Raw genomic sequence first — 20886 nt, forward strand, 5'->3', positions numbered from 1 at the left:
ACGGGGTGTCAGTGCTCTGCGCTAGCGTTTGGGGCAGGCACAGCAATCGCTTAGGGGTGGGGGACGGATGAAGAGCAGTACCGTGCGCAGGATGGGTCTCTCGATCGCGTTGGGGACCGCGCTGGCCTCGGTGGCCGCCTGCAGTTCCACGGGCTCCTCAGGGGGTTCCGGCAAGGACGACAAGACGGTCGGCAAGGGCACGGCCCATGTGAGCCCGATAGCGGCCCTGCGCACCGCCGAGCAGTCCACGGACAAGGCCGACTCCGCCAAGGTCGAGTCCTCGACGGTCCTCGGCTCCCTGATGTCCATGGACGCCAAGGGCAACCTCGGCTGGAGCGACGGCATCAGCGGCACGCTCACGATGAACTACACCGGCGGCTCGATGGCCGACGCGATGCGCGCGGCCGGCAGCACCTCGATGGAGGCGCGCTATCTGCCCGACGCCTACTACGCCAAGATGGGCGAGAAGTTCGCCGCGCAGGCCGGCGGCAAGCACTGGATCAAGTACGCGTACGACGACCTCGCCAAGCTCGGCGGCAGCTCCGGCGCGTACCTCAAGGACCAGATGCAGAACTCCACCCCGAACCAGTCGGTGAAGCTCCTGCTCGCCTCCGGGGACGTCAAGAAGGTCGGTACGGAGTCGGTCCGCGGCCAGCAGACCACGCACTACTCGGGCACGGTCAACGTCGCCGACCTCGCCTCGAAGAACTCCAACCTCACGGCGAGCCAGCTCGAAGGCCTGAAGAAGCAGCTCACCTCGGCCGGTGTCTCCACGGAGCAGGTCGACATCTGGATCAACGCCAAGGACCTGCTGGTCAAGAAGGTCGAGAAGGGCGAGATGTCGTCGGGCGAGTACAGCCAGACCGCCTACTACAGCGACTACGGCGTGAAGGTCGAGGCCACCGTGCCTCCGGCGAGCGACACCGAGGACTTCATGACGCTGCTGAAGAAGCAGGGCGTGACCCCGGGCAGCTCCGACACGGCGACCGGGTCGGGCACCAGCTCCTGAGCCGCCCAACTCGCCCTGGAACCAAGGGAATTCACGAGAGACCGGTGCAGGTCTCGCCGCTCCGCTCCTCGCCGGACATGGCGCCCGCGGCGGCCGTGACCGAGGCGGCCAAGGAGCTGGGCGGCAAGCACTGGGGACGGTCACCGTCCCGTCGGTGAAGGACACCACCGACCTCGCCCGGCTGATGAAGGACGCCCGGGGCTGAGCCGTACGGGCGGATTTGCTTGGGCGTGTGTGGGTCCCGTACTCTTCGGGAGAAGCCAAAGACCGCTGGTCGTTGCCGTGTGCTCGTAAGAGGGCGCGGTGACCGAAGGATCCGCTGAACAGTGGACGACCCGCGCAGGTGAACTGGATGTGCTCCCGGGAACGCTGTTTCCGGTTGAGCTACGCCCCGTGCGCCTGCGCCGGGGCGTTTTCTCTGTCCCAGCCCCTTCTGAGCGGTCCTCATCACCCGGAAGGAGGCCGACGCTCTATGGCAAGGCCCGACAAGGCTGCCGCGGTAGCCGAGCTCGCGGGACAGTTCCGCGACTCGAACGCCGCCGTGCTGACCGAGTACCGGGGTCTCACCGTGGCGCAGCTCAAGACGCTGCGTCGTTCGCTCGGTGAGAACGCCCAGTACGCCGTGGTGAAGAACACGCTGACCAAGATTGCGGCCAACGAGGCCGGGATCTCTACGCTCGACGACCTGTTCAACGGTCCGACGGCGGTCGCCTTCATCACCGGTGACCCGGTGGAGTCGGCGAAGGGTCTTCGTGACTTCGCCAAGGACAACCCGAACCTCGTCATCAAGGGCGGTGTCCTTGACGGCAAGGCGCTGTCCGCCGACGAGATCAAGAAGCTCGCGGACCTTGAGTCCCGCGAGGTTCTGCTCTCCAAGCTGGCGGGTGCCTTCAAGGGCAAGCAGACTCAGGCTGCGCAGCTCTTCCAGGCGCTCCCGTCGAAGCTCGTCCGCACGGTGGACGCCCTTCGCGCCAAGCAAGAAGAGCAGGGCGGTGCCGAGTAATTCGGCTCGCAGCATGACCGCCGCCTGAGGCTCCGCGCCGCACGGCAACGGTCGTAGCGGGCCGAACGTACGCCCGCCAGACATGTACACACCGGCACCAGCCGAAAATTAGTGGAAGGAAGCCATCGTGGCTCTCACCCAGGACGAACTGCTCGCCGAGTTCGAGACCATGACCCTCATCCAGCTTTCCGAGTTCGTGAAGGCGTTCGAGGAGAAGTTCGACGTCACCGCCGCCGCCGCGGTCGCCGTCGCGGGCCCCGCCGCCCCGGGCGCCCCGGTCGAGGCCGAGGCCGAGCAGGACGAGTTCGACGTCATCCTCACGGGTGCCGGCGAGAAGAAGATCCAGGTCATCAAGGTCGTGCGTGAGCTGACCTCGCTGGGCCTGAAGGAGGCCAAGGACCTCGTGGACGGCGCCCCGAAGCCCGTCGTCGAGAAGGTCGCCAAGGACGTCGCCGAGAAGGCCGCCGAGTCCCTCAAGGCCGCCGGCGCCTCCGTCGAGGTCAAGTAACACCTTCCAGGTCGTGGACGAGGTCCCAAGGACCTTGTAACGCCTGAGCACTGAAGAGCGATCATCCATCTGGGTGGTCGCTCTTCGGCGTTCCTGGGTCGGGCGAGCGGCGGCCTTGCGGCCAGGGGTTCGCGGAGTATGGTGATCTTCTTCGTGCCTCCGAGCACCCTGGTGGCATGTGGGGTGGGCCATGGAGGTCTTGACGAACCGCACGCAGCGCGCAATTCTCAGGACGCGTCGTCACAACGATCCGAATCCGAGGCATGGATCGGCGACGAAGAGGGCAGTATCAACGCGTTGAGGACGTGAGCTTGCCGAGGGTGTTGAGCACGACGAGGGTCTCAAAAAAGCGGGGCTGGACATCAGTGCGCCAAGTGGCTACACTGACCCTTTGCGCTGCCTGTTAGCTGCTCCCTGCCCGTCACCAGGGGCATGCCCTCGCTCTAGCACCGACGATCGGATCGTCCCTGACCTGGGACTTCTGTCTCTGTGCGCGAGTGGGGGGCCGGTACGCGCGTAGTGAGTCCGAGCCCTCGGAAGGACCCCCTCTTGGCCGCCTCGCGCACTGCCTCGACCGCGAATATGAACAACGGCGCCAGCACCGCCCCGCTGCGCATCTCCTTTGCAAAGATCAAGGAGCCCCTTGAGGTTCCCAACCTGCTCGCGTTGCAGACCGAGAGCTTCGACTGGCTGCTCGGCAACACCGCCTGGCAGAGTCGGGTCGAGGCGGCTCTGGAGTCGGGTCAGGACGTCCCCACCAAGTCCGGTCTGGAGGAGATCTTCGAGGAGATCTCTCCGATCGAGGACTTCTCCGGGTCGATGTCGCTGACGTTCCGCGACCACCGTTTCGAACCTCCCAAGAACAGCATCGACGAGTGCAAGGAGCGCGACTTCACGTACGCCGCCCCGCTCTTCGTAACCGCTGAGTTCACCAACAACGAGACCGGCGAGATCAAGTCCCAGACGGTCTTCATGGGCGACTTCCCGCTCATGACCAACAAGGGCACCTTCGTCATCAACGGCACCGAGCGTGTCGTCGTGTCGCAGCTGGTCCGTTCGCCGGGTGTCTACTTCGACTCCTCCATCGACAAGACGTCCGACAAGGACATCTTCTCCGCCAAGGTGATCCCGTCCCGGGGTGCCTGGCTGGAGATGGAGATCGACAAGCGCGACATGGTCGGTGTCCGTATCGACCGCAAGCGCAAGCAGTCCGTCACCGTCCTGCTCAAGGCTCTCGGTTGGACGACCGAGCAGATCCTGGAGGAGTTCGGCGAGTACGAGTCCATGCGCGCCACCCTGGAGAAGGACCACACCCAGGGCCAGGACGACGCGCTCCTCGACATCTACCGCAAGCTGCGTCCGGGCGAGCCGCCGACCCGTGAGGCCGCGCAGACGCTTCTGGAGAACCTCTACTTCAACCCGAAGCGCTACGACCTCGCCAAGGTCGGCCGCTACAAGGTCAACAAGAAGCTCGGCGGCGAAGCCCCGCTGGACGCCGGTGTGCTGACCGTCGAGGACATCATCTCCTCGATCAAGTACCTGGTGAAGCTGCACGCCGGCGAGACCGAGACCGTCGGTGACAACGGCACCACGATCGTCGTCGAGACCGACGACATCGACCACTTCGGCAACCGTCGTCTGCGCAACGTCGGCGAGCTCATCCAGAACCAGGTCCGTACGGGTCTGGCGCGTATGGAGCGAGTCGTCCGCGAGCGGATGACGACCCAGGACGTCGAGGCGATCACGCCGCAGACCCTGATCAACATCCGGCCGGTCGTCGCCTCCATCAAGGAGTTCTTCGGCACCAGCCAGCTGTCGCAGTTCATGGACCAGAACAACCCGCTGTCGGGTCTCACCCACAAGCGCCGTCTGTCGGCTCTTGGCCCGGGTGGTCTCTCCCGTGAGCGGGCCGGCTTCGAGGTCCGTGACGTGCACCCCTCGCACTACGGCCGCATGTGCCCGATCGAGACCCCCGAAGGCCCGAACATCGGCCTGATCGGCTCGCTCGCCTCCTACGGCCGCGTCAACGCGTTCGGTTTCGTCGAGACGCCGTACCGCCGGGTCACCGACGGTGTCGTCACCGACGAGGTCGACTACCTGACGGCCGACGAAGAGGACCGATTCGTCATCGCGCAGGCCAACGCGCCGCTGACGGACGAGTTCCGCTTCGAGGAGTCCCGCGTCCTGGTCCGCATCCGCGGCGGCGAGGTCGACTACGTCCCCGGTGACGACGTCGACTACATGGACGTCTCCCCGCGCCAGATGGTGTCGGTCGCGACCGCGATGATCCCGTTCCTGGAGCACGACGACGCCAACCGTGCCCTCATGGGCGCGAACATGATGCGTCAGGCCGTGCCCCTCATCAAGTCCGAGGCGCCGCTGGTCGGCACCGGCATGGAGTACCGCTGCGCGGTCGACGCCGGTGACGTCCTGAAGTCGGAGAAGGACGGTGTGGTCCAGGAGGTCTCCGCGGACTACATCACCACCGCCAACGACGACGGCACGTACACCACGTACCGCCTCGCCAAGTTCTCCCGCTCCAACCAGGGCACCTCCGTCAACCAGAAGGTTGTCGTGGACGAGGGCGCCCGCGTCGTCGCCAACCAGGTGCTGGCCGACGGTCCGGCGACCGAGTTCGGCGAGATGGCGCTCGGCAAGAACCTGCTCGTGGCGTTCATGCCCTGGGAGGGTCACAACTACGAGGACGCGATCATCCTGTCGCAGCGCCTCGTGCAGGACGACGTCCTCTCCTCGATCCACATCGAGGAGCACGAGGTCGACGCCCGTGACACCAAGCTCGGCCCCGAGGAGATCACCCGGGACATCCCGAACGTCTCCGAGGAGGTCCTCGCCGACCTCGACGAGCGCGGCATCATCCGGATCGGTGCCGAGGTCGTCGCCGGTGACATCCTCGTCGGCAAGGTCACGCCCAAGGGTGAGACCGAGCTGACCCCCGAGGAGCGCCTGCTCCGCGCGATCTTCGGTGAGAAGGCGCGCGAGGTGCGCGACACCTCGCTGAAGGTGCCGCACGGCGAGATCGGCAAGGTCATCGGCGTCCGCGTCTTCGACCGCGAGGAGGGCGACGAACTGCCGCCCGGCGTCAACCAGTTGGTCCGGGTGTATGTTGCGCAGAAGCGCAAGATCACCGACGGCGACAAGCTGGCCGGCCGTCACGGCAACAAGGGCGTCATCTCCAAGATCCTCCCGATCGAGGACATGCCGTTCCTTGAGGACGGCACCCCGGTCGACATCATCCTCAACCCGCTGGGTGTCCCGTCCCGAATGAACCCGGGACAGGTCCTGGAGATCCACCTCGGCTGGCTCGCCAGCCGCGGCTGGGACGTCTCCGGTCTCAGCGAGGACTGGGCGCGCCGCCTGCAGGTCATCGGCGCCGACCAGGTCGCCCCGGGCACCAACGTCGCGACCCCGGTCTTCGACGGTGCTCGCGAGGACGAGATCTCCGGTCTCTTCGAGGCCACGATCCCGAACCGCGACGGCGACCGCCTCGTCCAGGCGTCCGGAAAGGCCAACCTGTTCGACGGCCGCTCCGGCGAGCCGTTCCCGGAGCCGATCTCGATCGGCTACATGTACATCCTGAAGCTGCACCACCTGGTCGACGACAAGCTGCACGCCCGTTCGACCGGTCCGTACTCGATGATCACCCAGCAGCCGCTGGGTGGTAAGGCGCAGTTCGGCGGTCAGCGCTTCGGCGAGATGGAGGTGTGGGCGCTGGAGGCTTATGGCGCCGCTTACGCCCTCCAGGAACTGCTGACCATCAAGTCCGACGACGTCACCGGCCGCGTGAAGGTCTACGAGGCCATCGTCAAGGGCGAGAACATCCCTGAGCCCGGCATCCCCGAGTCCTTCAAGGTGCTCATCAAGGAGATGCAGTCGCTCTGCCTGAACGTGGAGGTGCTGTCCAGTGACGGTATGTCCATCGAGATGCGTGACACCGACGAGGATGTCTTCCGCGCAGCGGAGGAGCTCGGCATCGACCTGTCCCGGCGCGAGCCGAGCAGCGTCGAAGAGGTCTGACGGGAGTCCGGAGACCTGCCGCGCGCAGGTCTCCGGCCCCAGGACCCCCGTATCAGACCCCAAGACTTACAACCCTGAGAGGGATTGACGCATAGTGCTCGACGTCAACTTCTTCGATGAGCTCCGGATCGGTCTGGCCACCGCTGACGACATCCGTCAGTGGAGCCACGGCGAGGTCAAGAAGCCCGAGACCATCAACTACCGCACGCTCAAGCCCGAAAAGGACGGACTCTTCTGCGAGAAGATCTTCGGTCCGACCCGGGACTGGGAGTGCTACTGCGGCAAGTACAAGCGCGTCCGCTTCAAGGGCATCATCTGTGAGCGCTGCGGCGTCGAGGTGACCCGCGCCAAGGTGCGCCGTGAGCGGATGGGCCACATCGAACTGGCCGCGCCCGTCACGCACATCTGGTACTTCAAGGGTGTCCCGTCGCGTCTGGGATACCTGCTCGACCTCGCCCCGAAGGACCTCGAAAAGGTCATCTACTTCGCGGCGTACATGATCACGTTCGTCGACGAGGAGCGCCGCACCCGCGACCTGCCCTCCCTGGAGGCGCATGTCTCCGTGGAGCGTCAGCAGGTCGAGAACCGGCGTGACTCCGACCTCGAAGCCCGTGCCAAGAAGCTTGAGGCCGACCTGGCCGAGCTGGAGGCCGAGGGTGCCAAGGCCGATGTGCGCCGCAAGGTGCGCGAAGGTGCCGAGCGGGAGATGAAGCAGCTGCGCGACCGTGCGCAGCGCGAGATCGACCGCCTGGACGAGGTGTGGACCCGGTTCAAGAACCTCAAGGTCCAGGACCTCGAAGGCGACGAGCTGCTCTACCGCGAGCTGCGGGACCGCTTCGGCACGTACTTCGACGGTTCGATGGGTGCCGCGGCGCTGCAGAAGCGCCTGGAGTCCTTCGACCTGGATGAAGAGGCCGAGCGGCTTCGCGAGATCATCCGCACCGGCAAGGGCCAGAAGAAGACCCGTGCGCTGAAGCGGCTGAAGGTCGTGTCTGCCTTCCTGCAGACCTCCAACAGTCCCAAGGGCATGGTTCTCGACTGCGTCCCGGTCATCCCGCCGGACCTCCGCCCGATGGTGCAGCTGGACGGTGGCCGCTTCGCGACCTCCGACCTGAACGACCTGTACCGCCGTGTGATCAACCGCAACAACCGCCTGAAGCGCCTTCTCGACCTCGGTGCGCCCGAGATCATCGTGAACAACGAGAAGCGCATGCTCCAGGAGGCCGTCGACGCGCTCTTCGACAACGGCCGTCGTGGCCGCCCGGTGACGGGCCCCGGCAACCGTCCGCTGAAGTCGCTGTCCGACATGCTCAAGGGCAAGCAGGGCCGCTTCCGTCAGAACCTGCTCGGCAAGCGTGTGGACTACTCCGCGCGTTCCGTGATCGTCGTCGGTCCGCAGCTGAAGCTGCACCAGTGCGGTCTGCCGAAGGCCATGGCGCTGGAGCTCTTCAAGCCGTTCGTGATGAAGCGCCTGGTGGACCTGAACCACGCGCAGAACATCAAGAGCGCCAAGCGGATGGTCGAGCGCGGCCGTACGGTCGTCTACGACGTCCTCGAAGAGGTCATCGCCGAGCACCCGGTGCTGCTGAACCGTGCACCCACGCTGCACCGCCTCGGCATCCAGGCCTTCGAGCCACAGCTGGTCGAGGGCAAGGCCATCCAGATCCACCCGCTCGTCTGCACCGCGTTCAACGCGGACTTCGACGGCGACCAGATGGCCGTGCACCTGCCGCTCTCCGCGGAGGCGCAGGCCGAGGCCCGCATCCTGATGCTGTCCTCGAACAACATCCTGAAGCCCGCCGACGGCCGTCCGGTGACGATGCCGACCCAGGACATGGTCCTCGGTCTGTTCTTCCTCACCACCGACGGCGAGCTGCGTGACGTCAAGGGCGAGGGCCGCGCGTTCGGCTCCACGGCCGAGGCGACCATGGCGTTCGACGCCGGCGAGCTGGCGCTCCAGTCGGCCGTCGACATCCGCTTCCCGGTGGGCACCATCCCGCCGCGTGGCTGGGTGCCGCCGGTCCGCGAGGAGGGCGAGCCGGAGTGGCAGCAGGGTGACACCTTCCGCCTCCGTACGACCCTGGGCCGCGCGCTCTTCAACGAGCTGCTGCCCGAGGACTACCCGTTCGTCGACTACTCGGTGGGCAAGAAGCAGCTCTCCGAGATCGTCAACGACCTGGCCGAGCGCTACCCCAAGGTCATCGTGGCGGCGACGCTCGACAACCTGAAGGCGGCCGGCTTCTTCTGGGCGACCCGTTCCGGTGTCACCGTGGCCATCTCCGACGTCGTCGTGCCCGAGGCGAAGAAGGCGATCGTCGCCGGCTACGAGGCCAAGGACGAGAAGGTCCAGAAGCAGTACGAGCGCGGTCTGATCACCAAGGAAGAGCGCACGCAGGAGCTCATCCAGATCTGGACCCAGGCGACCAACGAGGTCGCCGAGGCGATGAACGAGAACTTCCCCAAGACGAACCCCATCTTCATGATGGTCGACTCGGGTGCCCGAGGAAACATGATGCAGATGCGCCAGATCGCCGGTATGCGCGGTCTGGTGTCGAACGCCAAGAACGAGACGATCCCGCGTCCGATCAAGGCCTCCTTCCGTGAAGGCCTGTCGGTGCTGGAGTACTTCATCTCGACCCACGGTGCTCGAAAGGGTCTGGCGGACACGGCCCTCCGTACCGCCGACTCGGGTTACCTCACCCGTCGTCTCGTCGACGTCTCCCAGGACGTCATCATCCGCGAGGAGGACTGCGGCACCGACCGCGGCCTCAAGCTGCACATCGCGGAGCGCGGCGCGGACGGTGTCCTGCGCAAGGCGGAGAACGTCGAGACCAGCGTGTACGCCCGTGCGCTGGCCGAGGACATCACCGTCGACGGCAAGGTGCTGGCCCCGGCCAACACCGACCTCGGCGACGTCCTCATCGACGAGCTGGTCAAGCACGGCATCGAGACGGTCAAGACCCGCTCGGTCCTGACCTGCGAGTCCGCCGTCGGCACCTGCGCCATGTGCTACGGCCGCTCGCTGGCCACCGGCAAGCTGGTCGACATCGGTGAGGCGGTCGGCATCATCGCCGCCCAGTCCATCGGTGAGCCCGGCACGCAGCTGACGATGCGTACCTTCCACACCGGTGGTGTGGCCGGTGACGACATCACCCAGGGTCTGCCCCGTGTCGTCGAGCTCTTCGAGGCTCGTACGCCGAAGGGTGTCGCCCCGATCTCCGAGGCCCAGGGCCGCGTGCGGATCGAGGAGACCGAGAAGACCAAGAAGATCGTCGTCACCCCGGACGACGGCAGCGACGAGACGGCGTTCCCGATCTCGAAGCGCGCCCGTCTTCTGGTCAGCGAGGGCGAGCACGTCGAGGTGGGCCAGAAGCTCACCGTGGGTGCCACCAACCCGCACGACGTGCTGCGCATCCTGGGTCAGCGTGCCGTCCAGGTCCACCTGGTCGGCGAGGTCCAGAAGGTCTACAACTCGCAGGGTGTGTCGATCCACGACAAGCACATCGAGATCATCATCCGGCAGATGCTCCGCCGCGTGACGATCATCGAGTCTGGCGACGCCGAGCTGCTGCCCGGCGAGCTGGTCGAGCGCTCCCGCTTCGAGCAGGAGAACCGTCGTGTGGTGCAGGAGGGCGGTCACCCGGCCTCCGGTCGTCCGCAGCTCATGGGTATCACCAAGGCCTCGCTGGCCACGGAGTCCTGGCTGTCGGCGGCGTCCTTCCAGGAGACGACCAGGGTGCTGACGGACGCGGCGATCAACGCCAAGTCCGACTCCCTGATCGGCCTCAAGGAGAACGTCATCATCGGTAAGCTCATCCCGGCCGGTACGGGCCTGTCCCGCTACCGCAACATCCGGGTGGAGCCCACCGAGGAGGCCAAGGCCGCGATGTACTCGGCCGTCGGCTACGACGACATCGACTACTCGCCGTTCGGCACCGGCTCCGGCCAGGCCGTCCCGCTGGAGGACTACGACTACGGTCCGTACAACCAGTAAGCGAGCAGGCTGAGTTGAACTGAAGGGCGGTCACCCCGTTTCGTACGGGGTGGCCGCCCTTCGGCGTGTCCAGCGCTCGGGTCTCAGGCCTCTTCGTCTCTGAAGATCTCTTCGGCGGACGGCACAACGGCGGCGCGGGTGAGCCAGCGGCGCAGGATGTCCGGGTCGTCGCAGTCGGTGATGCGTTCGCGGAGGTCGTCGGGGACGTCGATGCCGCGGGCCTGCAAGACGACGAGGATGTCCTCGGCCCCGCGCTGGACGCGGCCTTCGTCGCGGATCTCCTCGGAGAGCCAGGACTTGTAGAAGGAGAGGTCCACGGCCATCAGGCTCCTCCAGATTTCTACGGCACGGCTGTTGCCGCCGATACCTTGTGCGATGAATTCGACGATGGGGTCTACGACTGCTTGCGGTTCGTCCCGCAGCGCGGTGGACAGTGCTTTCAGTATCACATCGACGACCGTTTCCTTCGCGTGGGTGATAGCGGACAACGCGGCAAGTGCCAGGTCGGCGCGGGCCTCGGCCGGATCAGTGATCACCGGCATGTTGTGCGGACCGGCGACGAGCGGGCGCAGGGTGAGCGCGGGCCACTGCCGGGGGCCCAGGGACGCCGGCCGGGCGGCCCATTCGGCTGTGGCGCGGTCCTGGCAGACGACCAGCAGCAGCACAGGGAGCTTGTATTTGGTGCTGAGGTAGGACAGGTAGTAGGCCCAGGCGGCGGGTTTGTCCGCGACCTTCTTGCCCTGCGATTCGATGGCCAGCAGGAACGGGTCGTCCTGCTCGGAGTCGAAGCGGAGCAGGGTGTCCACGCGCCGTTCGACGGGTCGGGTCTCCGTGAGGTCCGTCGGCAGGATCGTGACGGAGGTGGGCCGGGCGAAGTCGAGATCGAGGGCCTTGGACACGCCGGTGAACAGGCCGGGGTACTCCTGGAAGATGCGGTGCATCGCCTCGTGGGGCGGGCTGACCATGTAGTTCCTTGTCTGGAGAGGAGCTGGACGGACCAACGCTTTACGCCGCGGCGGGATCGAGGCCCGCAGTGCGGCAGTCGCGGCAGTAGGCGCCCGGCCGTGGGGTCCGGATCGCCCGGTCACAGCCCTCGCAGTTGTGGAACGGGGGAGGGACGGCGGGCCGGTCCTGGAGGGGCGGCGGGCCGGTCGGCGCGGGTGGTGGCAGGAGTTCGGTGAGGCGGTGGGCGAGAAGTGCCGTCGGGTTGCGGAGGGGTTCGGGGAGGTTCGCGGTCAGGGCGTGGCATACGGCCTGAGGGCGGGCTCCGCGTTCGAGCCAGGCGGCGACTGCTGGGGCGAGGTGGCGGACGGCGCGCTCGGAGAGGAGGAGGCGGGGGTCCTGGTGGTGGAGGGTGCTGAGGAGGGCTGTGGCCTTGCGATGCCGGTCGAGGTCGGGTGCCTGGGGTGCGGGCAGCGGGAGTCTGGCGGCAGCGGGTCGGGAGTCGGGTTCGGGGCAGGCTTCGGGCTGAGGTGCTGCCGGTCCGGGCTCGGGTGCGGCGGCCGGTCGTGGTGGTACGCCGGCGGCGGGTTGCCTGGGTGCCGCGGTGGGAGTGGCCGGTGCTGAGGCGGCCTCGTGGTGCGTGGTCCGGGGTTGGTTGTACGACACCGTGTGCGTGACGACCCGGCCGTTGGGCAGGCGTTTGCGGACCTGGGCCAGGTAGCCGTGGGCCTTCAGCTCCCGCAGGGCGGCGGCGATACGGGTCTCGCCCTCGGGGAAGCGGTCAGCGAGGGTCTTGATGTCGACGCGGGTCTGCTCAGGCAGCGACTGGATGTGGAGGGCCAGGCCCATCGCGACGAGGGAGAGCTGCCGGTGTTGGGCGAGGTGGTTGCCGACGACCGTGTAGCGCGTGGTGTGCGGGGTGTTGATGTGGGTGACGCCGCGCGGATTGAGCTGCTGAGGGCAGGCGGGCGCGCTAAGGTTCTGGGTATCCATCGGGAAGCCTGTTTCTTCCTCGGTGGTCAGGCCCTCGCACTGGGATTGCAGTCCCGGCGGGGGCCGTCGCATGTCTGCGGTTGTGTGGTCGCGGCGAGCATATGCCAGCGAACCGGCCCGAAATCCAGCCGAGTTGAGGATCATCACTCTTCCGGGTGACCAGGGTTGCTGGAGGGGATCGGCGGGGTGGGGTTGGGTCGGTATTCGCTCCGAGGTCATGGAAAAGCTTTGATCACGCGCTTGGCCGGGACGTGGGTCACCGGCGCGTGACGGGCCGCGTTCCGGTGGGACGGACCCCGACTTCGGCCCAGACGGTCTTGCGTGGGGTGGGGCCATGGGCGACTCCCCAGCGGTCGGCGAGGGCGTCCACTAGGAGGAGACCGCGGCCGGACTCGCCGTCCGGGGTGGCTTGTCGGGCGCGAGGCGGTCGGTCACCGCGGGTGTCGGTGACCTCGATACGGAGGGTGCCGCCGACGACGTAGAGCGTCAGGCGGAAGTTCCGACCGGGGACGCGGCCGTGGGTGGCCGCGTTGGCGGCGAGTTCGGTCACGATGTGCTCCGCCGGGTCCAACGGGAGTTCCCAGGTGAGGAGTTGCTCGGTGGCGATCAGGCGGGCGAGGCGGGCGCCGTGGGGTGTGGGGGACAGCGAGACGCTGAAGTGGTGGATGGCGTTGTGGAGTTGGGCGTCGAGCGGGGAGGCGGGCTCGGCGGTTTCTTGATTCATGTCACTCAGCGTGGCCGGTTGTGCCTACCGTTAGGGGTGATCACGCCGTTGCGTACGGTGACTGTCCGGTGTTTGTCCGGCGCTGTCCGGGCTTGTCGGGGCGGGGTGTGCGGGTAGGGCGGCGGTGTAGCGCGGTGGGACGACAGAGGGGTGCGCAATGGTCGACGGTGAGGCGGGACGGCTCAAGACCGAGGCGGACGAGCCGGGTTGGGAGGTGGACCCGGACGACGAGTGGGGGCTCGCGGTACTGGCCACGGTGGGGCGGCAGTTGAAGCTGCGGCGGGAGGCGGCGGGGCTGCGGGCCGGGGAGTTCGGGGAGCGGGTCGGGTACGGCGAGGATCTTGTCTACAAGGTGGAGGGCGGGAAGCGAATTCCCCGGCAGGAGTATCTGGACGAGGCCGACAGGGTGTTGGACGCCGTTGGGCAGGTCTCGGCGATGTGGGAGGACGTGAAGAAGGTCCGCTACCCGAAGAAGGTGCGGGAGCTTGGGAAGATGGAGGCGCAGGCTGTCGAGCTGACGGCGTACTGGAGTCACAAGCTGCACGGCCTTCTACAGACCGAGGAGTACGCCCACGCGCTCATCTCTATGCGGCGCCCTGCGCTGACTCCGGAGGAGATCGAGCGCGGCGTGGCCGGACGTATGGCCCGGAAGTCGGTCTTCGAGCGTGACCCTGCCCCCAGCTTGAGCTTCGTCCAGGAAGAAGTCACGCTCAGGCGCCCGATCGGAGGGAGGATGGTGTTGCGGCGCCAACTCGAACATCTCCTGGAGGTCGGCCAGTTGCGGCATGTCGAGATTCAGGTGATGCCGACGGTCCGCGAGGACCACGCCGGAATGAGCGGGGAGATGGAGGTGCTCAAATTCAAGGACGGGACGGCGATCGGACGTTGCGACGGCCTCTACGCCGGGCGCCCTATCTCCGACCCGAAACAGCTCCGCATCATCGAACTGCGGTGTGGGATCATCCGGGCGCAGGCTCTCGCACCAGGGGAGTCACTGGCCTTCATCGAGCAAGTGCTGGGAGAACTATGAACCGCGTGACCTCCGCCGGGGACCCGACCGAACTGGCCTGGTTCAAGAGCAGCTACAGCAGCGGCGGCGACGAACCCGACTGCGTCGAGATCGCGATAGCCCCCCACACCATCCACGTCCGCGACTCCAAGACCATTGACGGCCCCCGCTTCACGGTGAGCGGCGAAGCCTGGTCGGCGTTCCTCGCGCCGCTCACCCCGTAGGACCGATATCCGCGCACTCCGTGGGCCCCGTGCTTCAGGTGGGGCATCATTGACTCCCTAGGAAGGGGCACTTTCGCCAGCGGGACCAGGGGAGAGCAAGGATGCCTGAGCTGCCGGGCCGGCTCGGCCTCGGCGATCTCGCGCCGGGGCGCGCCGTGTCGGGCATCGTCACCGGCGGTGACGTCACGATCGTCGCGGTGCGGATGTTCGGGCCGACGGCGGCGCAGGTGACGTACCGGCGCCCCGACGGCACGGTGGAGGAGCGGATCCTCTACGAGGAGGACGCGGAGCGGCTGGCCGAGGTGGTCCCCGGCGCGGCGGGCCGCGGTTTCGACGCGGACCCGGGGCTGTTCCGGCTGGCTGCCGAAGCACTGCGGATCAGGATGGCGGCGCGCGGTGACGCGATGCTCGCCGTGTCCACGAGCCTCCTCGACCCGCTGCCGCACCAGATCCAGGCCGTCTACAACGAGCTGCTGCCGCGCACCCCCTTGCGCTTCCTGCTCGCCGACGACCCCGGCGCCGGCAAGACCATCATGGCCGGGCTCTACATCAAGGAGCTGGCGCTCCGTGGCGACCTGGAGCGCTGCCTGATCGTCGCGCCGGGCGGTCTTGTCGAGCAGTGGCAGGACGAGCTGCTGGAGAAGTTCGGCCTCGACTTCACTCTCCTCACGCGGCAGTTGACCGACGCGACGATCGACGGCAACGTCTTCGACCGGCACCCCCGGCTCATCGCGCGCATGGACGCCCTGGCCCGCTCCGAGGACCTGCGACGGCTCCTCGGGGAGAGCGGCTGGGACCTGGTCGTCGTCGACGAGGCGCACCGGATGAGCGCGAGCTACTTCGGCACGGAGCTGAAGACGACCAAGCGCTACGAGCTGGGTCGTCTCCTCGGCCGCCTCACCCGCCATCTGCTCCTGATGACCGCCACCCCGCACGCGGGCAAGGAGGAGGACTTCCAGCTGTTCATGACCCTGCTGGACAGCGACCGTTTCAGCGGCCGGTACCGCGCGGGCATCCACCGGCACGACGTCTCCGGTCTGATGCGTCGCATGGTCAAGGAGGACCTGCTCACCTTCGACGGCAAGCGGCTCTTCCCCGAGCGCCGCGCCTACACCGTGCCGTACGAACTGTCGCTCGCCGAGCAGGAGTTGTACGAGCAGGTCACGGAGTACGTCCGCCAGGAGATGAACCGGGCGGAGCGGCTGGACGGCCGGCGCGGCAACCAGGTCGGTTTCGCGCTCACCGTCCTCCAGCGCCGCCTCGCCTCCAGCCCGGCGGCGATCCACCGCTCCTTGGAGCGCAGAAGACTGCGGCTGGAGGCCCGCCGTCAGGAGATGCTGTCGGGACCGCAGGTGGTCTCCGCCCCCGTGGCCGTACCGTCCGTTCCTGCTGAAGACGAGCTGGACGACCTGACCGGCGGTGAGCTGGAGGAGCTTGAGGAGCAGGTCGTCGACGCGGCGACCGCCGCCCGGACCCTCCAGGAGCTGGAGCTGGAGATCGTCGCGCTGAGCGAGCTGGAGCGGCTCGCCGCACAGGTCCTGGCCTCCGGTGACGACCGCAAGTGGCGGGAACTGTCCGGACTGCTCCAGGACGACCCGTTGCTGCGGGACGAGAAGGGGCTGCCGCGCAAGCTGATCATCTTCACCGAGCACCGTGACACCCTCGACTACCTGTCCCGCCGTATCAGGACCCTGATCGGTCGCCCCGAGGCAGTCGTCACCCTCCATGGCGGCACCCCGCGCCCGCACCGCCGTGACATCCGCGACGCCTTCAACCAGGACCCCGAGGTCCGTGTCCTCGTCGCCACCGACGCCGCCGGCGAGGGCCTGAACCTCCAGCGCGCCCACCTCATGGTCAACTACGACCTGCCGTGGAACCCCAACCGCATCGAACAGCGCTTCGGCCGTATCCACCGCATCGGCCAGACCGAGGTCTGCCACCTGTGGAACCTGGTCGCCGCCGACACCCGTGAGGGCCAGGTCTTCCAACGGCTCCTCGACAAGATCGAAGCGCAGTCGAAGGCGTACGACGGCAAGGTCTACAACGTCCTGGGCGAACTCTTCGAGGGCGAGCCGTTGCGCGGCCTCCTCCTTGAGGCCATCCGTTACGGCGACCGGCCCGAGGTCAAGAGCCGCCTCGACCAGGTCATCGACGCCCGGGTCGGTGAACGGGCCGTAGAGCTGATCAAGGGTCTCGCACTCGACGCCCACGTCATGGGCCTGGAGGACGTCGAGGCGGTACGGCTGCGCATGGAGGAAGCCCAGGCCAAGCGGCTGCACCCGCACTACGTACGGGCCTTCTTCCGCGATGCCTTCGACCGTCTCGGCGGTCATCTCCGGGCCCGGGAGAGCGGCCGGTACGAGATCACTCACGTCCCGGCCGTCCTGCGTGACACGGGCCGCTTCGGACGGGGTCTCGGCGGGGTCGTGCAGCGGCGGTACGAGAGGGTGTGCTTCGACCGCGAGCGGGTCACCGTACCGGGGGCTGCCCGTGCCGACCTGATCGCCCCCGGGCACCCGCTCTTCGACGCCGTACTGGAGGAGACGGTCCATCGGCATGGGGATCTGCTCGTGCGGGGCACGGTCCTGGTCGACGCCTCTGACGCGGGGGCCCGCCCCCGGCTGCTGACGGCCCTGGTCCAGGAGGTCGTCGACGGGCACGGGCGGTCGGTGGACCGTTCCTTCGCGTTCGTGGAACTGCACCCCGACGGCACGGCTCATGATGCGGGCCCGGCTCCGTATCTCGACTACCGACCGCCCACGCCCAGGGAGGCCGAGGCGGCGGGTGTGCTCCTCAAAGAGGACTGGCTGAGGGACGGCGGCCCCGCCCGCGCCATGGAGTGGGCGGTGCGGGAGGCGGTGCCTCGGCACCTGAACCGGACGAGGGAACGCCTCCTGCCGGTCATCGAACGCACCCGTGCCCAGGTCGAGCAGCGCCTGCGGCAGGAGATCAGCTTCTGGTACGCGCAGGCCGGAAAGCTTGAGCTGGACGTCGCCGAGGGCAAGAAGGTCCGTCACCGCCCGGAGACCGCACGTGCGTGGGCCGAGGATCTGGAACGGCGGCGGGAGCAGCGACTGACCGCGCTCGACAAGGACCAGGCCCTTCAGGCGCGCCCGCCTGTGGTGGCGGGGTGCGCGCTCGTGGTCCCGGTGGGATGGCTGGTGGGGCGCCTGGGGCCTGCCGAGACCTCTGCGGAGCGGGCCGCGCTGGACGCCCTGCACGCGGCCGACGGCTACGAGACCGACCGGCGGGCTGTTGCGGCGGTTCTCGGCGCAGAGCGCGGTCTGGGCAGGGTCCCCGAGGAAATGGCCCACAACAATCCGGGCTACGACATCCGATCGCTTACTCTTGACGGTCACCTCGTGCACATCGAGGTGAAGGGCCGCCGGGAGGGCGCGGAGCACTTCTACGTCAGCCGTAACGAGGTCCTCGTCGCCAAGAACCGGGGCGAGCAGCATCGTCTCGCCCTGGTTTCCGTGAGCACGCACGGTCCGGACCACGACGAGATCCGGTACCTGACCGATGCCTTTGCCGATACGGATTTCGGTGACCTGAAGACCGAAGGGCTCCTGCTGTCCTGGCAGGACGCCTGGAACAAGGGAGGAACCCCGCAGTGAGCGGCGCAAGCGAAGACACGGCCCCGGCCCCGGAGCGCCGCACCAAGCTCATCGAGGTCTCCCTCCCGCTGGAGGCGATCAACAGGGAGTCGGCTCGGGAGAAGTCCATCCGACACGGGCACCCGTCGACCCTGCACCTGTGGTGGGCCCGCCGGCCGCTGGCGGCTGCCCGCGCGATGCTTTTCGCGCAGCTCGTCGACGATCCGTCCTCGCGGCCCGATCTGTATCCGACGGAAGAGGAGCAGAAGGCCGAGCGACAGCGGTTGTTCGATCTCATCGAGGAGATGGTCCCCTGGGAGGCCACGCGCGATGAGCGGATCATGCGCAAGGTTCGGGAGAAGATCGCCGAGTCGCATGGGGACGGTCCGCTTCCGCCCGTGCTCGATCCCTTCGCGGGTGGCGGCACGATTCCGCTGGAGGCGCATCGGCTGGGGCTCCAGGCTTACGCCAGTGACCTGAATCCGGTTCCGGTCGTCATCAACAAGGCGCTGATCGAGATCCCGCCGAAGTGGGCCGGGCGTAAGCCGGTGTCTCCGACTGCGGAACTGCGGCATGAGGGGAGCTGGCGGGGGGCGAGCGGGCTTGCGGAGGATGTGCGGCAGTACGGGAAGTGGATGCGGGCGCAGGCGTACGCGAGCATCGGTTCTCATTATCCGAAGGCCAAGCTGGAGGACGGAAGCGAGGCGAGGGTCGTCGCGTGGCTGTGGGCGCGGACGGTGGCTTGTCCCAACCCGACTTGTGGGGTGGAGATGCCGTTGGTGAGTTCCTGGTGGCTCTCAACAAAGAAGGACCGGCCTCGGTGGATCAAGCCAGTGGTCGAGGGACGAGAGGTTCGCTTCGAGATCCATGACGGCCCTGAAGGACCGCCGGACCCGCCGAAGCAAGGACGCGGCGCCAGGTTCACCTGCCTGGTCTGCGGGGACCTAGCCACCGACGGCTACATCAAGGCCGAAGGAATGGCCAGGCGCATGGGGGCGCGGCTGCTGGCGACCGTGGCGGAGGGGAAACGGCAGCGGATCTATCTGGAGGCGGTAGGCGAGCAAGAGACGGCGGCTGTTGTTGAACGTCCCGCCGATGTGCCCGAGCAACCGTTGGCTGAGGACCCCCGCAACATTTGGTGCGCCAACTATGGGCTGACAAGCGTGGACCGGCTCTTCACGAACCGACAGCTACTGGCCCTGACCACCTTCAGCGACCTGGTAGGAGTGGCCCGCGAGAGGGTTGAGCAAGACGCGAGGGACGCCGGGATGGAGGCGGCCGAGGCAGCTGAGTATGGGAAGGCGGTCGCGCTGTACCTCGGGTTCCTAGTGAGTGCTGTGGCGGACGACTTGTCCACCATTTGCTCTTGGCGTTCCTCTCATGGCACGGGGGCTACGCGTTCCACGTTCGCTCGTCAAGCTCTTCCCATGGTCTGGGACTTCGCAGAGTCGAATCCCTTCGCTGGTGCAGCCGGTGACTTGGAAACAGCTGCCGTCTCGGTCGGACGGACTATTGACGTTCTGCCCGCAGCAGGCTCGGCGTGGGCGCAGCAGGCGGACGCCCGAATCGTTGATCTGTCACTCAGACCCGTCATCAACACTGACCCCCCTTACTACGACAACATCAGCTATGCCGACCTTTCCGACTACTTCTACGTTTGGCTCCGCCGTTCCCTCGGTGACATCTACCCCGAGGTCATGAGCACGATCCTTACCCCGAAAGAACCCGAGCTCATCGCCTCCCCGTACCGGCACGGCGGAAGTTCGGAGAGGGCGGAGGACTACTTCGAGCAGGGGTTCGTAGGGACGTTCGCGCACATGCGCGCAGGCCATCACCCGGACTACCCGCTCACCGTCTATTACGCCTTCAAGCAGTCGGAAACCGACGACGAAAACGGCATCGCCTCCACCGGCTGGGAAACCATGCTCAACGGCCTGATCCAGGCGGGCTGGACGGTCACCGCCACCTGGCCCGTCCGTACCGAGCGCAGTGCCCGTTCCATCGGCATCGGCACCAACGCCCTCGCCTCCTCGGTTGTCCTCGCCTGCCGCCCCCGGCACGCCACCGCAGTCTCCACCGACCGCCGTGGCTTCCTCCGTGCCTTGCGCAGTGAACTCCCGGACAAGCTAAGGAAGTTGCAGGAGGGCAACCTCGCCCCCGTCGACCTCCCCCAGTCCGCGATCGGCCCCGGCATTGCCGTCTTCTCCCGGTACGCCAAGGTGACCGAGCCTGACGGTTCACCGATGCGCGTCCGCACGGCACTCGGGCTCATCAACGACGTACTCGCCGACGTACTGAACGAGCAGGAGGGCGAGTTCGACCAGGACACCCGGTGGGCGATCCGCTGGTTCGAGCAGTTCCAGTGGGGGAAGGGCACGTTTGGGGACGCCGAAACACTCGCGAAGGCGTACAACGTGTCGGTGAAGGGGCTCCAGGACGCCCACATCACTGGGTCCGGTGACAGCAAGGTGTGGCTCGTCGCGCCGGCCGACCTGCCGGAGTCGTACGACCCGGAGACCGATGTCCGTATCTCCGTATGGGAGGCGGCCATGCACCTGTCCCGGGTGCTGGACGGCAAGGGGGCCCAGTCCGGCGTCACGCCGGCCGGTGAGCTGCTCGCCGGCATCCGGCGGCGCGGGGAGTTCGACGACGACGCCATCCGTGATCTCGCCCACCTGCTGTACAGCGTGTGCGACCGGCGGCGCTGGTCGGAGAGCGGACAGCGGTTCAACAACCTCGCCAGTGCCTGGTCCGACCTCCAGACCGAGGCCCGCGCGGCCGAGAAGCGCGGCCCGCGCAAGCCCCAGCACCAACCCCTCTTCTGAACGCCCGGCCCACCCACAGGCACC

The 20886-nt window shown here is 67.3% G+C and carries 12 protein-coding genes; 9 read left to right on the plus strand and 3 right to left on the minus strand.

Annotated features, from left to right (window positions below; all coding sequences use genetic code 11):
• Positions 1-67 precede the first annotated feature (67 nt).
• The 5 genes from ACIBJH_RS23765 to ACIBJH_RS23785 all read left to right on the plus strand — a co-directional run bounded on the left by ACIBJH_RS23765 (position 68) and on the right by ACIBJH_RS23785 (position 10549).
• On the plus strand, positions 68-1009 hold the full coding sequence (locus tag ACIBJH_RS23765) for a hypothetical protein (protein ID WP_399118845.1): 942 nt from the start codon (positions 68-70) through the stop codon (positions 1007-1009).
• 472 nt (positions 1010-1481) lie between these two features.
• Complete coding sequence (gene rplJ / locus ACIBJH_RS23770; RefSeq protein ID WP_033279978.1) at positions 1482-2012, plus strand: 50S ribosomal protein L10; 531 nt, start codon at positions 1482-1484, stop codon at positions 2010-2012.
• 124 nt (positions 2013-2136) lie between these two features.
• Positions 2137-2520 (plus strand): 50S ribosomal protein L7/L12, encoded by a 384-nt coding sequence (rplL, locus tag ACIBJH_RS23775; protein WP_399118958.1) that lies wholly within the window; start codon positions 2137-2139, stop codon positions 2518-2520.
• A gap of 549 nt (positions 2521-3069) precedes the next feature.
• Positions 3070-6555 (plus strand): DNA-directed RNA polymerase subunit beta, encoded by a 3486-nt coding sequence (rpoB, locus tag ACIBJH_RS23780; protein ID WP_399118846.1) that lies wholly within the window; start codon positions 3070-3072, stop codon positions 6553-6555.
• Positions 6556-6649: 94 nt separating this feature from the next.
• Positions 6650-10549, plus strand: coding sequence for a DNA-directed RNA polymerase subunit beta' (locus tag ACIBJH_RS23785; RefSeq protein ID WP_262063989.1), 3900 nt, complete (start codon positions 6650-6652; stop codon positions 10547-10549).
• Between the two features lie 83 nt (positions 10550-10632).
• Here ACIBJH_RS23785 and ACIBJH_RS23790 read toward each other — a convergent pair whose 3' ends face one another.
• The 3 genes from ACIBJH_RS23790 to ACIBJH_RS23800 all read right to left on the minus strand — a co-directional run bounded on the left by ACIBJH_RS23790 (position 10633) and on the right by ACIBJH_RS23800 (position 13208).
• Complete coding sequence (locus tag ACIBJH_RS23790; protein WP_399118847.1) at positions 10633-11514, minus strand: hypothetical protein; 882 nt, start codon at positions 11512-11514, stop codon at positions 10633-10635.
• A 40-nt stretch (positions 11515-11554) separates the two neighbouring features.
• Positions 11555-12484 (minus strand): helix-turn-helix domain-containing protein, encoded by a 930-nt coding sequence (locus tag ACIBJH_RS23795; protein WP_399118848.1) that lies wholly within the window; start codon positions 12482-12484, stop codon positions 11555-11557.
• Positions 12485-12740: 256 nt separating this feature from the next.
• Complete coding sequence (locus tag ACIBJH_RS23800; RefSeq protein ID WP_399118849.1) at positions 12741-13208, minus strand: ATP-binding protein; 468 nt, start codon at positions 13206-13208, stop codon at positions 12741-12743.
• 157 nt (positions 13209-13365) lie between these two features.
• Here ACIBJH_RS23800 and ACIBJH_RS23805 point away from each other — a divergent pair, with 157 nt between their 5' ends.
• The 4 genes from ACIBJH_RS23805 to ACIBJH_RS23820 all read left to right on the plus strand — a co-directional run bounded on the left by ACIBJH_RS23805 (position 13366) and on the right by ACIBJH_RS23820 (position 20862).
• Positions 13366-14238 (plus strand): helix-turn-helix domain-containing protein, encoded by an 873-nt coding sequence (locus tag ACIBJH_RS23805; protein WP_399118850.1) that lies wholly within the window; start codon positions 13366-13368, stop codon positions 14236-14238.
• Entirely contained in the window at positions 14235-14441 is a 207-nt protein-coding gene (locus ACIBJH_RS23810) for a DUF397 domain-containing protein (RefSeq protein ID WP_399118851.1), read from the plus strand. The genes ACIBJH_RS23805 and ACIBJH_RS23810 overlap by 4 nt, the downstream gene beginning before the upstream one ends.
• Positions 14442-14542: 101 nt before the next feature.
• Positions 14543-18058, plus strand: coding sequence for a helicase-related protein (locus ACIBJH_RS23815; RefSeq protein ID WP_399118852.1), 3516 nt, complete (start codon positions 14543-14545; stop codon positions 18056-18058).
• A complete protein-coding gene (locus ACIBJH_RS23820; protein ID WP_399118853.1) occupies positions 18055-20862 on the plus strand; it encodes a DUF1156 domain-containing protein in 2808 nt (935 codons plus the stop codon). Before ACIBJH_RS23815 ends, ACIBJH_RS23820 begins: the two co-directional genes overlap by 4 nt.
• The last annotated feature ends 24 nt before the right edge of the window (positions 20863-20886 follow it).

It is taken from the genome of Streptomyces sp. NPDC050548, assembly GCF_044457385.1.
Lineage (GTDB): Bacteria > Actinomycetota > Actinomycetes > Streptomycetales > Streptomycetaceae > Streptomyces.

Coding starts and splice junctions, on each gene's coding strand:
- ACIBJH_RS23765 (WP_399118845.1), top strand. CDS start 68: ATGAAGAGCAGTACCGTGCGCAGGATGGGTCTCTCGATCGCGTTGGGG.
- rplJ (WP_033279978.1), top strand. CDS start 1,482: ATGGCAAGGCCCGACAAGGCTGCCGCGGTAGCCGAGCTCGCGGGACAG.
- ACIBJH_RS23790 (WP_399118847.1), bottom strand. CDS start 11,514: ATGGTCAGCCCGCCCCACGAGGCGATGCACCGCATCTTCCAGGAGTAC.
- ACIBJH_RS23795 (WP_399118848.1), bottom strand. CDS start 12,484: ATGGATACCCAGAACCTTAGCGCGCCCGCCTGCCCTCAGCAGCTCAAT.
- ACIBJH_RS23800 (WP_399118849.1), bottom strand. CDS start 13,208: ATGAATCAAGAAACCGCCGAGCCCGCCTCCCCGCTCGACGCCCAACTC.
- ACIBJH_RS23805 (WP_399118850.1), top strand. CDS start 13,366: ATGGTCGACGGTGAGGCGGGACGGCTCAAGACCGAGGCGGACGAGCCG.
- ACIBJH_RS23810 (WP_399118851.1), top strand. CDS start 14,235: ATGAACCGCGTGACCTCCGCCGGGGACCCGACCGAACTGGCCTGGTTC.
- ACIBJH_RS23815 (WP_399118852.1), top strand. CDS start 14,543: ATGCCTGAGCTGCCGGGCCGGCTCGGCCTCGGCGATCTCGCGCCGGGG.